This window comes from Dysgonomonas gadei ATCC BAA-286 (genome assembly GCF_000213555.1).
Taxonomy (GTDB): domain Bacteria; phylum Bacteroidota; class Bacteroidia; order Bacteroidales; family Dysgonomonadaceae; genus Dysgonomonas; species Dysgonomonas gadei.
In genome coordinates this window covers 202,659-218,275 of the sequence record NZ_GL891979.1, presented here as the reverse complement: position 1 = coordinate 218,275, position 15,617 = coordinate 202,659, and the positions used below count along the sequence as shown (strand labels likewise).

The window sequence follows — 15,617 nt, the reverse complement described above, 5'->3', positions numbered from 1 at the left end:
TGTGTTACAAAGTGTTACGCAGTGTTATCTCTCTTTGTATCCGGTTTCATATACCTTACATTTGAGTTAGTAAAGTTTATTATCTACCTTTATTAAATTGAATCTCTATGAAACTTATAGCAACAATTGTGCTATTGAACCTTATTAACATTAGTTTGATTATCAGTCAAAACAGTATTCCGGGAGACAAAGCAAGCCAATATTATAAAGAAGCGAAAGCCATCTCTGACAGAGACAGTAGCAAATTATGGGGGATACCAATCTATGCTCCCACCCTGTTTATAAACCCTCAAACATTGGAGGTGGTATCGAATGAAATGGATAATGAAGGCTTATTCTGGAAAGATGAAGAAATATACCGGGGGAAATTCCCGGCAAATAAGATCATTGCCAATTCAACGACACTCTTCGGCGGAAAAGAGTTCACAATGGTTATATATCCTCTTACCGATGAAGAATATAGCAGGAAGGTACTGATTATTCACGAAATGTTCCATTACCGTCAACCGGAATTAGGTCTATCCCTGCCGGAAGGCGTAGGCTACAACAATAGCCATGCAGATGATATACAGGCAAGGATATACTTCAAATTGGAATGGAATGCTCTGGAAAAAGCCATCGAAGGCAATGATACTGCTCTTTGCAGGAAATACATAAACGATGCACTTATATTCAGAGCATATCGCCGTTCCCTGTATGAAAACTCTGCCGTCAATGAAAACTTGTTCGAATTGCATGAAGGGCTGCCTGAGTATACAGCCCACACGCTGTGCGCTCCATCAGAAGATGCACTGAAGCAGCAGGTTCTGCTCTCGAAAGAAAGGATTTCGAACAATCCTTCATATGTTCGGTCATTTGCCTATTTTTCAGGTCTTATTTACGGTTACCTGCTTGATAAGACCAATATGGAATGGAGGAAAAGCATTAAATACAATGGCGACTTAGGTAAGTTACTTCAAACTGCTTATCAGACAGAACTTCCTGATGATATAAATAATACACAGGAAAAGATCAGGAAAGAGTATGACTATGAAGCCATTCATAAATTTGAGATAAAGCGAAAAGAGGAAAAAGACCAACTGCTATCTCTGTATATGGAAATATTCACTCAAAGGCCTATCCTTATACTTCCACTATCCCAACCCAATATAGGTTTCAATCCGAGCAATGTATTATCATTGGGCGAACAGGGTACTGTATATCCGGATGACTTCAGGGTTATAGACAAATGGGGTAAACTAACCGTTACCAAGGGCGCATGCCTCTTAGCTAATAACTGGAGACAAGTAACCGTCCCTGCCGGAAATATGCAGGTAGAAGATAACCTGATCAAAACTCCAAGCTGGCTGTTAGAACTAAATGACGAGTATATTGTTAAAAAAGCAGGTACCAATTATATATTAGAAAGAAAATGAAGCTTACATACATTTACCATAGCGGATATGCTATTGAGGCAAAAGACTTTACAGTCATTATAGACTATTATAAAGACTCTGAAGACAATTTCCGTGATGGCATCGTACATAAAAAATTCCTGAAAAATAAAGGCAGACTTTATGTGCTATCCACTCATTCGCATGCCGACCATTTCAACCCCGACATACTGAAATGGAAAGCTATAAAGAAGGATATCACATACATCTTCTCGAAAGACATCCTGGACAATCAAATGGCCAAAGAAGATGACGCCATATACCTTGACAAACTGGAAGTGTATAAAGACCAGAATGTCATTATCCGTGCATTCGGCTCTACCGACTTAGGTGTGTCGTATCTTATTCATATTAAGGACAAGACCATATTCCATGCCGGAGACCTTAACAACTGGCACTGGAATGAAGAGTCCACTGAAGACGAAATACGGGAGGCCGAAGCCTTCTATCAAGATGAACTGAACCTGCTTGCCGCCAATGTAAAGCATATTGATATAGCGATGTTCCCTATCGACCCACGCTTGGGTAAAGACTATATGAAGGGAGCTGAACAATTTATAGATGCAATACAAATAAACAGTATAGCTCCTATGCATTTCGGCGAAGCCTATGACAAGGCCTCAGCTTTTGCCCCTTACGCTGCAGCAAAGGGAAGTAAGGCTGTCCAGTGGCAACAACGGGGCGAGGATATTGAATTCTGAACAAATTAATCTACTTGTTGGTCACAATACACATTAAGGTCCTGGAAACAGGACTTTTTTATTTATCAAAAATCTATTATAAAAGTAATAGAACCGGACTATAAACACATCCTCATTATAGATTATTATAATAAAATAAAAAATAAAAATAAGAATCACTAACAGCGTTTTCACATATATATATTATCTTTACAAATTGATAGCAAACTACCCTTACTGCTTGTAATGGCGCTATACGAGGCTGATATTCAGAGCATATTAACATTTGTGTATGTTTGAAATATGTTAATTAGCCTCGTTGAGACAGAAGAAAGAAAAAACGATATAAAATGATTTACAAATGGAATTACGAAGCCCTAACAACCCAGCAAAAAGAGCAGAGAGATGATCTTGCTAAGAAATTAGGCATTAGCCCTGTTCTTTGTCAGCTCTTGATACAGAGAGGAATATCATCTTCCGAAGATGCATATAAATTCTTTCATCCAAATCTGAAAGATTTACACGATCCTTTCCTTTTGCCCGATATGGACAAAGCTATCAAGAGAATTGAGAAAGCGTTGGGACAAAAGCAGCGTATATTGATATACGGTGACTATGATGTGGACGGAACAACCGCCGTCGCGCTTGTGTATAAATTTCTGCGGAAATTCACAACTAACCTTGATTATTATATCCCCGACCGCTACGATGAAGGGTACGGAATATCGGAACAAGGGATAGATTACGCCGAAGAGACGGGTGTAAAACTTATTATCGCTCTTGATTGCGGCATTAAAGCCATTGAGAAAGTCGCCTATGCCAAAAGCAAAGGGATTGATTTTATAATCGGTGATCACCATATGCCCGACGAGATACTTCCCGACGCGGTTGCTGTTATTGACGCCAAACGTATAGACTCGACATATCCATACGAGCATCTTTCAGGATGCGGGGTAGGTTTTAAGTTGGTGCAGGCACTCGCTCAGAATAATAAGATAGATTTTTCGGAGCTGACAGATTTGCTCGACTTAGTTGCAGTCAGTGTAGCTTCGGATATTGTTCCCATCACAGGTGAAAACCGGGTGTTGACATATTTCGGTTTAAAACAGATTAATTCCAACCCCAGCCTGGGTTTGAAAGGAATAATCGAAATTTGCGGGCTTACCTACAAGGGTATTACCGTGAATGATATTATTTTCAAGATAGGACCCCGTATCAATGCTTCGGGGCGGATGATGAAAGGTAAAGAGGCCGTAGACTTGCTGCTGGCCAATACGATAGAAGATGCACGGGAGAAGAGCGCCAATATAGACCATTATAACGACGACCGTCGCGAGCTGGATAAGCGGATAACAGACGAAGCGATACAGTTTATTGACGGAACGGTAGATATGTCGAAAAAGAAAAGTCTGGTGATCTATGATGAAACTTGGCATAAAGGCGTTATCGGTATTGTAGCGTCGCGCCTTACCGAGAAGTATTTGCGCCCTGCGGTGGTGCTGACCAAATCCCAGGGACTGATCACCGGGTCTGCCCGTTCGGTAATGGGCTTCGATGTATACAAGGCCATAGAAGCCTGTAAAGATATCCTGGAAAATTTCGGAGGACATACTTATGCCGCGGGTTTATCGCTGAAAGAAGAGAATCTGGCTGAATTCCAGCGCCGTTTTGAGGCTTTATCGCTTGAAATGATAGCGCCTGAAATGATGCGTCCCCAGATTTGTATAGATGCGGAACTTTCATTTAAAGAGATTACGCCGAAATTTATAAGTGACCTGGCCGGTTTTGCGCCTTTTGGACCGGAAAACCTGAACCCTATATTCGTCACATGGGATGTACAGGATTATGGTACAAGTAAACCCGTGGGAAAAGATAATGTACACCTGAAACTGGAAATGATAGATAAAACGACTACAATTCCGGTGAATGGCATCGCTTTCCGGCAAAGTGCCAATAGTGAGATGGTAAAAAATGGCAGGCCATTTGATATCTGCTATACACTGGAGGAAAATACGCACAACGGCAAGACGAATATTCAGCTCTATGTCAAGGATATAGATACAGGACAGCTTTCGGATTCACACTAAATGACAAGAATATGAAGAGATCTTTAGTATTATCATTAACAATCGCTTTATTTTCCTTCGTTGCCTGCGGTAACAAGGCCACTACGGCAAATGCCGGAGATAAAGCTACGGATACATTGAGTATGGAACAGGCGGAATATATAAAAGCTGACAGCTACGAAACGAGCAAAGGCCCGCTGAAAGTAACACTGGTAGGTCATGGCTCGGTTATGTTTGAATTTGTAAGAAAAGTTATTCAGGTAGATCCTTATTCTCAAGTTGCAGATTATTCCAGATTGCCTAAGGCCGATCTGATTATCCTGACGCACGAGCATGGCGATCACCTCGATACAGCGGCCATCAACGCAGTTAAAAAGGCTGATACGCACTATATAGTATCGAAGGTATGCAATGGTATACTCGGATATGGCAATGTGGTAAATAATGGCGATAAGACCGAATGGAGCGGAATAACTATCGATATCGTTCCGGCTTATAATGCTGTAAATAAGAAGCCTGACGGAGAAGCATACCATCCTAAAGGACGGGGCAATGGTTATATTTTTACGTTTGGCGATAAAAAAGTATATGTTGCCGGGGATACCGAAAATATTCCGGAGATGGATAAACTGAAAGGTACCATCGATATTGCTTTCATGCCTAAGAACCTGCCATATACAATGACAGACGACATGTTTGTGGATGCGGCTAAAAAGGTGATGCCGAAAGTGCTCTATCCGTATCATATGTCGGAATTCGATCAGGAGAAAATAGGTAAAGCCTTGGATGGTACCGATATTAAGATAGAAGTACGTCCGATGAAAAATTAATTAGTAAATTTGAAAATTAGCAAATTAGCAAATATCAATTCATTTCCGAATTTGCTAATCTGCTAATTTGCTAATTGAGAATGGATCTCTATCACAAAATACTCAAACAGTATTGGGGTTACGGCGAGTTTCGCCCTTTACAGGAAGATATTATTCATTCCGTCAGCCAGGGAAAAGATACGCTGGGGCTGATGCCCACAGGCGGAGGAAAATCACTGACCTTTCAGGTGCCTGCGATGGCAATGGAAGGTCTTTGTCTTGTTGTCACTCCGCTTATCGCTCTGATGAAAGATCAGGTGGATAACCTGCGTCAGAGGAATATAAAATCATTGGCCGTATATTCGGGGATGACCCGGCAGGAGATTATCACTACGCTTGAAAACGCCATCTTCGGTGATTATAAATTCCTCTATGTATCACCCGAACGACTGGCTACTCAACTATTCCTGAGTAAACTTCGCGATATGAATGTTTGTCTGCTGGTTGTTGACGAATCGCATTGCATATCCCAGTGGGGATATGATTTCCGTCCGTCCTATCTCAAGATATCGGCTATTCGTGAGCATCTGCCCGATGTGCCTGTTCTGGCTCTCACCGCGACAGCTACCCCGGAGGTGATAGATGATATTCAGGAACAATTGCACTTCCGTGAAAAGAATGTCTTCAGGAAAAGCTTTGAGCGTAAAAATCTGGCCTATATTGTCCGTAATACGGAAAATAAGCCGGAGGAACTTGTCCGCTTGCTTGAGAAAATAAAGGGTTCCACCATCATCTATGTGCGCAGCCGTCAGAAGACGAAGGAGATGTCGGATTTCCTTATACAACAAGGTTTTTCCGCCGATTTTTATCATGCCGGACTGAGCAGTGAGGATAAATCACGGAAGCAGGGCTGCTGGAAGAATAACGAAAAGCGCATTATTGTTTGTACCAATGCATTCGGTATGGGAATAGATAAGCCAGATGTGCGGCTGGTAGTGCATACCGACCTGCCCAATTCGGTGGAAGAATACTTTCAGGAAGCAGGGCGCGCGGGACGCGACGGGGAAAAGGCTTTTGCAGTCATCTTATACCATAAGAATGATAGTGTTAAATTGAAAAAGCGTATCAGGGACGAGTTTCCCGAACGGGAATTTATCTCTCAGGTATATGATTCGCTCGCTTACTTTTTTCAGGTGGCTGAAGGCTTCGGGGTGGGTATGGTATATGATTTTAATATACAGCAGTTCTGCGCTACTTACAAATATCCTCTTCTGCCTACTCATAATGCACTCAGGATATTGGATCTGGCAGGCTATATCGAGTATACCGACGAGATAGATAACCGTTCGCGGCTGATGTTTACAGTTTACAGGGATGATCTGTATCATTACGATTTCGAGCGGGAATATGAGCAACTCATAAATACTATCCTCCGCCTTTACACAGGCTTATTTACCAATTATGTAACCATTAACGAGGCCGAAATAGGCCTGAAGACAGACAAAAGCCGGAAAGCTGTCTATGAAATGCTGAAAATGCTGGATAAGCGCAATGTCATCGATTATATCCCGCATAAAAAGACGCCTCTGATAGCATACACCCGTCAGCGGGTGGATAAGAAATACCTGATTATACCACGTCTTGTAAACGAAGACCGTAAGGATCGTTTCGAAAAGCGGATACTGGCTATGAGCCACTATGCAGAGCAGGAAGAGATGTGTCGCAGCCGTATTTTGTTGTCTTACTTCAATGAGAAAGATATCAGTGATTGCGGGCAATGTGATGTTTGCCTGGCAAAGAACGATTCGGGAATGACGAATGTAAAGTTCAATAAAATATCATTGGATATAAAAGCGTTGCTCAAGGACGGGGAGCGATCCGTAGATGATGTAACAGGTGCATTGCCTGATTACCGGTTGCAGGATGTAACCGGAGCCATCCGTTTTATGACGGATAGGGGAGTTCTTGAAATGCAATCAGGTAAGATAAAGTTAAAAACTAAAAGTGAAAAGTGAGAAGTGTTTTGATACGAGATCAGACCAAGCTCTTTTTAAAACGAACGACTGTTAGCAGATCTTTTACTTGTTCCTGATTACTTACATCAAAAATCATTGGGAGCAGGCGACCTACCGGTTTAGCCCCTGCAAATTCATCTTTAATAGTCTTGGCGATGTCCAGAGCGGCAATCTTTTCGAGGTGTTTCTCCGTAAAAAAGAAAGATGTTTTGAATAGTCCATCCCAGACCGAAAGCCACAGTACCGTTTTCTTCTTATAAAGCACTTTGCCTAGCCATGCTTTCCCATCATTATAGTACCGCCATTCAATAGACAGCGCATATTCTTCATTTGTAATCGTTTCAAGAAAAGAAGCCAGCACATTGTGCACACTTTCTCCCAACGCGTTCTGCAGCACTTTTTCGGACGGGAAAATATCCGGATCTCTCAATAACATTTCTGCTTCCATGGTTTTGTGATGGGTTAATTATTATTGTTAACAAAGATACATTCTTTTCTGATTTTCACAATTTTGATTACTGCTATTAAGTAAATCCATATATCTTAATCTTTATTGTTATCGGTTTCCAACTCCAACTCATTTATCTATAGTGAAAAACGCTGTTAGCTATTAGTTTAATTTACGAACTAGTACCCTCTTTGTATCTTCCCTACAAGGGCAAGGGACAAGGGTTTATATGATCGAATATGTTTTCACCTTTTACTCTAGCCCTTCTGACAGGTACCTTGTCTATAAAGATATGAGGCGATAGCTTTTTGCTTACTTTTAGGCAATACTAAAAGTGAGAGCAAGCCTTAGAGAGTGCAGCAAGAAATAAGCTAAAGCATCAAATGTAAACAAGGATAGGAATTATCCATAAAAAGTATAACTAATAGAGCTAAGGTCGCATACCTGTCTATTATTTGGGCAAGAAACAGCAAAAATAAGTTATAATCCGATAATATGTCATTAAATTCTATCTATTGCTTATTTTTGTAGTTCATCATCAAAACAAGACCATTATGGAAATAAAAGGAAGATTTGACCATTTCAACATCAATGTAACCGACCTCGACAAGAGTATAGCTTTTTACCATAAAGCTCTCGGACTAAAGGAAATAAAACGTAAGGAGGCCGGTGACGGTTCATTCATACTTGTATATCTGGGCGACAACTTCAACTCGTTCTCGCTCGAACTGACATGGCTTAGAGACCATCCTCAACCATACGAACTGGGAGACAACGAAAGTCACCTATGCATTCGTGTAGAAGGAGATTACGACCAGGTGCGGGAATTCCATCGCGAAATGGGATGCGTCTGCTACGAAAATCATAATATGGGGCTGTACTTCATCAACGACCCGGATGATTACTGGATCGAAGTATTACCTGTCATCCTTTGATAATCAAAGCCCCACGCTTTCCCTTAAGAAATCAATCGAATCGAATATATCTTCTTTAGTTGCGGTCCGGTTGATTTCTATTTTACCCACATCCGACAGGAAGGTGAAATTCACAGTATCCGATTCGTTCTTCTTGTCATGCTTCATATATTCGTATAATTGCTCGTAATGATCACAGTCTAAAAAGAACCCCTCATAGTTATCCTTTATAAAATAGACGGTCTTATACAACTTATCTTTAGGAAAACCACACTGTTTCTGCGATAAATATAATTCACAGACAATACCCCACGCGACAGCGTAGCCGTGCTGCACAGGCCTGCCGATTTCATAAGAAAGACTCTCAAATGCATGGCCGATGGTATGCCCCAGATTCAGCGCCTTACGGATGCCTTTTTCGAAAGGGTCTACTTCAACAATACGTTCCTTTACTGCAACCGAATCAACAACCAACTGTTTCAGTTTTTCATAATCTATTTCTTCGGTATCGAAAGACAAAGTCGCTTTCCATTCCTTATCACTGTCAATAAGTCCGTGTTTAACCATTTCGGCATAGCCCGACAAGAAATTCTGATGGTCGAGGCTACGGAAAAACACAGAGTCGATTAAAACCGTCTCGGCGGGAGCAAAAGCTCCTATTTCGTTTTTCAACCCATTGAAGTTGATTCCGGTCTTTCCTCCTACTGCTGCATCCACAGCTCCGAGCAAGGTGGTAGGTATATTAATGCACTTTATGCCGCGTTTGAAACTTGCCGCTGCAAATCCGCCTATGTCGGTGAGCATACCTCCTCCCAGATTGATAAGCAGTGAGTGGCGTGTTGCTCCGTTCTCTGAAAGATATTTCCATATCGACGACAGGGACTCTATATTCTTATTATTGTCTCCTGCCTTTATTATTATCTTGCCCGCCCGTGTCACCTGCTCATTATCCTTCACCAGTGGATAGCATAGCCTTTCCGTGTTTTCGTCTGTCAGGATAAACAGCTTATCAAAAGCCAGTTGGCTAAGGATATGTGATAAATCTTTATTGAGGTTATTTGATTTTATAACTTTCTGCATTGTTTTTATATTGTTAAAAGGTAACAAAAGTTACACATTTTTCAGTTATCAATTAGCTTATCCCTAATTACGAATATTTCAAGAGTTCAAAACTTTCCCATTCTTCACTTCTCTATTTTCAACTCTCAGTATAGATAAAGATATTATATAAAACGAGGACTTTTCCCCAATTTATCTTTATATCCTCTTAAAAATTCGTCAGTTGTCATTGCTTTCCTTCCCGGCCACTGTAACTCTTTGATTTTGATATAGCCATCAACACAACCTACATACATATATCCTTTTTCGAAATCAATATCTTCATTCTCTATCATATCTATATGGATATAGCCTATTGGATAGGACTTCCCCTTATATATCTTGTCCGCTGCATATATTTTCACCGCCTGCACTTCTTTTCCTTCCTCGTGCAACTCTGTCCATGCGGCAGGATAAGGCGACAATCCGCGTATAAGGTTATATATTTCATTCACAGGTTTATTCCAGTCTATCCGGCAAGTTTCTTTGAATATCTTCGGGGCTGCTTTAAGTTCCTTTTCGTCTACAAATAACTGCTCTTGTGCCACTGCATCTACTTTATCTTCCAATATCAGGTCTACAGTACGGCGAACCAGTTGTGCTCCAATCTGCATCAACTCATCATGGATTTTACCTGCATTATCCTCCTCCCCTATTTTCAGCTTTTGGCTAAGGATTATCTTACCTGTATCTATTTCGTGTGTGAGAAAGAAGGTAGTTACTCCGGTTTCCTTTTCGCCGTTGATAATCGCCCAGTTGATAGGTGCAGCACCCCGGTATTGCGGAAGTAGCGAACCATGCAAGTTGAAAGTACCCATACGCGGCATATCCCAGACCACTTCGGGAAGCATACGGAAAGCCACCACAATTTGCAGATCGGCATTCCAAGCCTTCAGATCGTTCAGAAAAACTTCATCTTTCAGCTTTTCAGGTTGAAGTAAAGGCAAATCATGCTCAAGGGCATATCTCTTTACCGCCGAATATTGTATCTTGTGTCCCCGTCCTCCGGGCTTATCGGGCATAGTGATTACACCCACTACATTATATCCGTTTTCGACAAGAACCCGCAGGCTTTCCACAGCAAAATCGGGAGTACCCATGAAAACGATTCGTAAGTCTTTTTTATTCATTTGTGATTTTGATTTCTTCTCAACAAAAGTAGCTAAAAAACAAATCTCCCGCAAAGGCACGGAAACACAAAGTTATCCTTTGCGCTTAGTATCTTAGCGGGAATAATATTATATTCTTTTATCCTTGATTTACCGGACAGGATTTAAAATAACAGATAGGATTTTTATGATATATTATTGGGCATAACTTATCAATCCACTTCTACCATCCAAAGTGATAGATGGGTTCGCAATCTTATTTCCCTTTATTACTGTTAAATAAATCTTTCTTGAAAAACAGGACACGTATAAGCCATAGTACAAAAAAAGTAACACACACAATAGCAATAGTTGCCCCCGAACGTAGAATTATACTTAGCGAAATAGGCTGGATATCCCACAGGGCCAATACGGTAAGGGTGGCTCCCGTAAGAATTATAACAGCAGATAATATACCGATAAAGATTTTCATAAATACTTACTGTTAATAGGTTTATTATTTCGCAAAGATAAAAAAGTATGGAACACATATTTTTTATCTTTTCATAATTTTGATTAAAAAGCAAGTAAAATGAACAAAAAAGAACTATAATAAAATATTTTGGTAAAATTGAAACAGGTTCTTAATCTTCAGCAAAGTTATCTACCAGTACCTCCCTGTAAACGTCCAGTATATTCGATTTGGAAATAAATCCGAGATAGACATCATTTTCATCTACCACAGGCAGGTTCCACGCCTTAGTTTCATCAAATAGCTTCATTATACGTTCCATTGTCATACCTACTACAATAATAGCAGGAGGAGAAGTCATAACACGCGAAATTTTGAAGCGGTTATATAATTCGGGACGGAACATTATGTTCCTTATATTGTCTATCAGTACAATCCCTAAAAAACGGTTTCTGTCGTCCACCACAGGAAATACATTACGTGACGAACTGGATATCACTTTTACCATCTCACCCAATGTCATATCCGGGTGTACAGTTTGAAAGTTAGTTTCTATCAGGCGATTGATATTCATCAGAGTCAATACGGCTTTATCTTTATGGTGGGTGAGTAATTCTCCCTTTTTGGCCAGACGCATCGAATAAATACTGTGTGGTTCAAATATCTTGATAAAAGCATAAGAACAGATTGAGACTATCATTAGAGGTAAGAGCAGCTCATATCCACCTGTCAATTCTGCAATCAAAAATGTTCCTGTCAATGGCGCATGCATCACTCCGGCCATTACTCCGGCCATCCCCATCAGAGCAAAATTTTCTTCCGGTAATAAGGGCAGATATTGGCTAAACTCAGAATGATTCGCTGCATACGCAAATATAAATCCGGCGATACAACCGAGAAACAGCGACGGAGCAAATATCCCCCCCGTACCTCCGGCACCGTTTGTAGAGCTGGAAGCAAACACTTTCATTAATAAGACCCCACCTAGAAAAAGAATTATTGTCCAGCGAAAATCTTTAAACTGGAAGAACAAACTGTTGTCGAGTAATGCTCCATATTCCCTGTTGCCGCTGATCAATGCATTTATCGTATCATAACCTTCTCCATAAAGCGGAGGCATAAGGAATATAAGTATACTCAGCACAGTTGCACCGAGTCCGTATTTTTGCCAATAGCTAAGTTTCCGGAATATATCTTCTATCCAGTTCATCGCACGGGTAAAATAGAGCGATACCACACCACAGAATATACCAAGCAGGATAACCATGGGTATACGTTCCAGAATAAACACATCGGTATGCGCATAGCTGAACATAGCCTTGGTTCCCATTGTCAGATATGATAGTGTAGCAGCAGTCACAGACGTTACCAGAAGCGGCAATACGGTAAAAGTAGTAAGGTCGAGCAATAGTACTTCCACCACAAATACCAGTCCGGCAATAGGAGCCTTGAAAATACCCGCAATGGCACCTGCCGCACCACAACCGATAAGTAGCATCAGGTATCTTTGTTCTACCTTAAACAACCGCCCGAGATTGGACCCGATAGCTGACCCGGTAAGCACAATAGGTGCCTCCGCTCCTACCGATCCTCCGAATCCGATAGTAATGGAACTGGCTATAATGGAAGTATAAACATTATGAAGTTTGATAAAACTTTTGCGTTGCGAGATAGCATACAATATTTTTGTTACCCCGTGGCTGATATCATCCCGTACAACGTATTTCACAAATAAGCCGGCGATGAGGATACCTACAGCAGGAGTTATCAGATATATATAATTAGCTCCTTCAGTCACAAATTGAGATGTAAGAACATGTTGTATCAGGTGTATGAGGCTTTTCAGTATATATGCCGCCAATGCCGTAAATATCCCAATAAGGAAACTTACGAAAATGACCAATTGTTTTTCCTTGACATTCTTGGCTTTCCAGACAAGGAGGTTATTGTATATTTTATCAAATTTCATTTTTCAATCATTGAATCCCAAAAGTATAAAAAATAAGTTAGACTAATAAATATTTATTCAGTTAAGAATCGTCCTTTTTTAGGTTCGCATTTAGCTGTATTCCTGCTTTTAGGATACTTACAGAATGTACTCTAAAGTAAGAATGACCGAATTTTTGCCTTTTATGCTCAAAATATACAGGGTATTGAAATACTCTAACTCTATATTTGCAACATAAACTAGTACACCATGAAACAAAACATTGCTATTACCCCAAAGAAACGTATCAGTTCCATTGACGCCTTGAGAGGTTTCGCCCTGATGGGCATAATGCTACTGCACAGTATGGAGCATTTCGACCTCACATATACATCTGTACTTGATTCTCCATTCTGGCAATGGATAGACACAGCTGTAGACGACATCATCCACTTTTTGTTTCAGGGAAAATCTTATGCTATATTTTCCCTTTTGTTCGGTTTGAGCTTCTTTATGCAAATGGATTCTCAGGCAGAGAAAGGCAATGACTTCCGGCTAAGATTTGTATGGCGACTACTGATACTATTTGCACTGGGATATATCAACGGGTTGATATATATGGGCGAATTTTTCATCATATATGCCACTTTAGGGCTAATACTCATCCCTCTATACAAAGTACCAACAAAATGGCTGGCGGGCATCGCTATCCTTTTATTTTTGCAGATACCGCAGGTTATACAATTCGTTTCCCTGATGAGTAACAATGTACCCAATACCCCCGATGCATTCAATATCCGCATGAACGAACTATTCGAAAAAAGCGCAGATATGTTTATCAATGGCTCGTTCTGGGATATGATACGGTTCAACGCTGTGGAAGGACAAACAGCAAAAATGATGTGGTTTATAGATGTTTACCGTTATCTGCAACTTGCAGGGCTGTTTATTATCGGCATGTTGATTGGGCGTTACGGAATCCATAAAAGTGAAGAAAAGATGATGAAGTATAGTAAGAAAGTATTACCATATGCCCTCCTGTGGTTTGTATTCTTTTATGCTATTGTACTACTTCTTCCATTTTTTGGAGTCAAGGATTATGCGTTAACTGTAGGAAAGGGGTTGTTCACAACCTATGCCAATCTGGGTATGATGACAATTTATATCTGTGGATTTACTTTGCTCTATTATAAGACTGTTGCGGGTAAAAATGCACTGGAAAGATTAGCTCCTGTCGGGCGTATGAGCGTTACCAATTATATGATGCAATCACTCATGGGAGTCTTCATATTCTACGGTTTCGGACTGAATATGGCTGTATCATGCAGTTTCCTTCAATGCGCTCTTGCCGGATTAGCTGTCTGTGCATTCCAGATATTTTATAGCAACTGGTGGATAAAACGCTTCTACTATGGTCCGGTAGAATGGATATGGAGAATTCTGACATGGCTTAAACCTGTGCCTCTGTGTCGTAAAGCATAACATAACAAAGAAGGCATCGGTATCCCGGTGCCTTCTTCATATAACCTGATATAGGATTTACTTCTTCACATAATCTACAATCCAGTCACCAACTTCTGATGTAGAATGTTTTACTCCGTCTTTAGAAGCTATATCCTCAGTAACAACACCCGCATCCATCGAAGCAGCCACAGCCTGACGGATAAGTGCGCCTTCTTCATGCAAATCGAAAGCATATTCAAACATCAGCGCTGCCGATAATATTGTAGCCAATGGATTGGCGATATTTTTACCTGCTGCCTGCGGATACGACCCATGTATAGGCTCGAATACAGATGTATGAATACCGATAGAAGCCGATGGCAACATTCCCAACGAGCCTGTAATAACAGAAGCCTCATCGGTAAGGATATCCCCGAAAAGGTTTTCGGTTACAAGTACATCGAAGCGTTTTGGCCATTGAATTATCTGCATAGCTGCATTGTCTACAAACATATACTCGGTTTCCACATCCGGATATTGCTTTTCTATTTCCTGCGCAACCTGTCTCCACAAGCGGGAAGTACAAAGTACATTCGCCTTGTCTACTACAGTCACTTTCTTGCGGCGCATACGAGCGTATTTGTAAGAAAGGTGCAGTATGCGTTCTACTTCCTCGCGTGTATATACACAAGTATCGTATGCTGTATCCCCATCCTCGCTACGGCCTTGCGGACGACCAAAATAAAGGCCTCCTGTAAGTTCACGGATACACATAAAATCGGCTCCGTCTACCAGGTCGGCACGTAATGGGGATTTGTGTATCAAAGAAGGAAAAGTAGATACAGGACGAATATTTGCATATAATCCCAGTTTCTTGCGCATAGCCAGTAAGCCTTGTTCGGGACGTACTTTAGCTGAAGGGTTATTGTCATATTTAGGGTCGCCTATAGCTCCGAAGAGTACAGCATCGGACGACATACACAACTCATGTGTTCCATCCGGATAAGGGTTGCCAACCTGGTCAATAGCAGTTGCTCCAACAACGCCATATTCATAACTAAGCTCATGTCCGAATTTTTCACAAATGGCTTCTGTCACTCTCAAAGCCTGCCCGATAATTTCGGGTCCGATCCCGTCGCCGGGAAGTACTGCAATGTTTAATTTCATACGATAATTTTGTTTTTAAGGATGTATGGAAACTCGCATGACAAAATTATCATTGTC

Annotated in this window: 13 protein-coding genes; 7 read left to right on the top strand and 6 right to left on the bottom strand. The window is 40.9% G+C overall.

What is annotated here, in order from left to right; genetic code table 11:
* The first annotated feature begins 107 nt into the window (after window positions 1-107).
* The 5 genes from HMPREF9455_RS00865 (at window position 108) to HMPREF9455_RS00845 (ending at window position 7,003) form a co-directional block, all read left to right on the top strand.
* Window positions 108-1,415, top strand: coding sequence for a hypothetical protein (locus HMPREF9455_RS00865; RefSeq protein WP_006797668.1), 1,308 nt, complete (start codon window positions 108-110; stop codon window positions 1,413-1,415).
* The gene (locus tag HMPREF9455_RS00860) at window positions 1,412-2,134 is read left to right on the top strand and encodes an MBL fold metallo-hydrolase (protein WP_006797667.1); all 723 of its coding nucleotides are present in this window, start codon (window positions 1,412-1,414) and stop codon (window positions 2,132-2,134) included. Before HMPREF9455_RS00865 ends, HMPREF9455_RS00860 begins: the two co-directional genes overlap by 4 nt.
* 329 nt (window positions 2,135-2,463) lie before the next feature.
* Window positions 2,464-4,200, top strand: coding sequence for a single-stranded-DNA-specific exonuclease RecJ (gene recJ / locus HMPREF9455_RS00855; RefSeq protein ID WP_006797666.1), 1,737 nt, complete (start codon window positions 2,464-2,466; stop codon window positions 4,198-4,200).
* A gap of 11 nt (window positions 4,201-4,211) precedes the next feature.
* Entirely contained in the window at window positions 4,212-5,009 is a 798-nt protein-coding gene (locus tag HMPREF9455_RS00850; protein ID WP_006797665.1) for an MBL fold metallo-hydrolase, read from the top strand.
* 80 nt (window positions 5,010-5,089) lie between these two features.
* Window positions 5,090-7,003, top strand: coding sequence for a RecQ family ATP-dependent DNA helicase (locus HMPREF9455_RS00845; protein ID WP_006797664.1), 1,914 nt, complete (start codon window positions 5,090-5,092; stop codon window positions 7,001-7,003).
* Window positions 7,004-7,022: 19 nt separating this feature from the next.
* Here the strand turns inward: HMPREF9455_RS00845 and HMPREF9455_RS00840 are convergent, their stop codons facing one another.
* A complete protein-coding gene (locus tag HMPREF9455_RS00840) occupies window positions 7,023-7,451 on the bottom strand; it encodes a DUF3788 family protein (RefSeq protein ID WP_006797663.1) in 429 nt (142 codons plus the stop codon).
* A 554-nt stretch (window positions 7,452-8,005) separates the two neighbouring features.
* Here HMPREF9455_RS00840 and HMPREF9455_RS00835 point away from each other — a divergent pair.
* Window positions 8,006-8,386: a VOC family protein gene (locus tag HMPREF9455_RS00835; protein WP_044215294.1), complete on the top strand. Its 381-nt coding sequence runs from the start codon at window positions 8,006-8,008 to the stop codon at window positions 8,384-8,386.
* 3 nt (window positions 8,387-8,389) lie between these two features.
* On the opposite strand, the gene aroB is transcribed toward HMPREF9455_RS00835, so the two are convergent.
* The 4 genes from aroB to HMPREF9455_RS00815 all read right to left on the bottom strand — a co-directional run bounded on the left by aroB (window position 8,390) and on the right by HMPREF9455_RS00815 (window position 12,992).
* Window positions 8,390-9,445 (bottom strand): 3-dehydroquinate synthase, encoded by a 1,056-nt coding sequence (gene aroB / locus HMPREF9455_RS00830; RefSeq protein ID WP_044215293.1) that lies wholly within the window; start codon window positions 9,443-9,445, stop codon window positions 8,390-8,392.
* 143 nt (window positions 9,446-9,588) lie between these two features.
* A complete protein-coding gene (gene fmt, locus HMPREF9455_RS00825; protein WP_006797660.1) occupies window positions 9,589-10,593 on the bottom strand; it encodes a methionyl-tRNA formyltransferase in 1,005 nt (334 codons plus the stop codon).
* 235 nt (window positions 10,594-10,828) lie between these two features.
* A complete protein-coding gene (locus HMPREF9455_RS00820) occupies window positions 10,829-11,044 on the bottom strand; it encodes a hypothetical protein (protein WP_006797659.1) in 216 nt (71 codons plus the stop codon).
* A 151-nt stretch (window positions 11,045-11,195) separates the two neighbouring features.
* Window positions 11,196-12,992 carry a chloride channel protein gene (locus HMPREF9455_RS00815; RefSeq protein WP_006797658.1) on the bottom strand — a complete coding sequence of 599 codons (1,797 nt, stop codon included), beginning with the start codon at window positions 12,990-12,992 and terminating at the stop codon, window positions 11,196-11,198.
* Between the two features lie 228 nt (window positions 12,993-13,220).
* Between HMPREF9455_RS00815 and HMPREF9455_RS00810 the strand changes: the two genes are divergently transcribed.
* A complete protein-coding gene (locus tag HMPREF9455_RS00810) occupies window positions 13,221-14,432 on the top strand; it encodes a DUF418 domain-containing protein (RefSeq protein ID WP_006797657.1) in 1,212 nt (403 codons plus the stop codon).
* A 57-nt stretch (window positions 14,433-14,489) separates the two neighbouring features.
* Here the strand turns inward: HMPREF9455_RS00810 and leuB are convergent, their stop codons facing one another.
* A complete protein-coding gene (gene leuB, locus HMPREF9455_RS00805; protein ID WP_006797656.1) occupies window positions 14,490-15,560 on the bottom strand; it encodes a 3-isopropylmalate dehydrogenase in 1,071 nt (356 codons plus the stop codon).
* Between the last annotated feature and the right edge of the window lie 57 nt (window positions 15,561-15,617).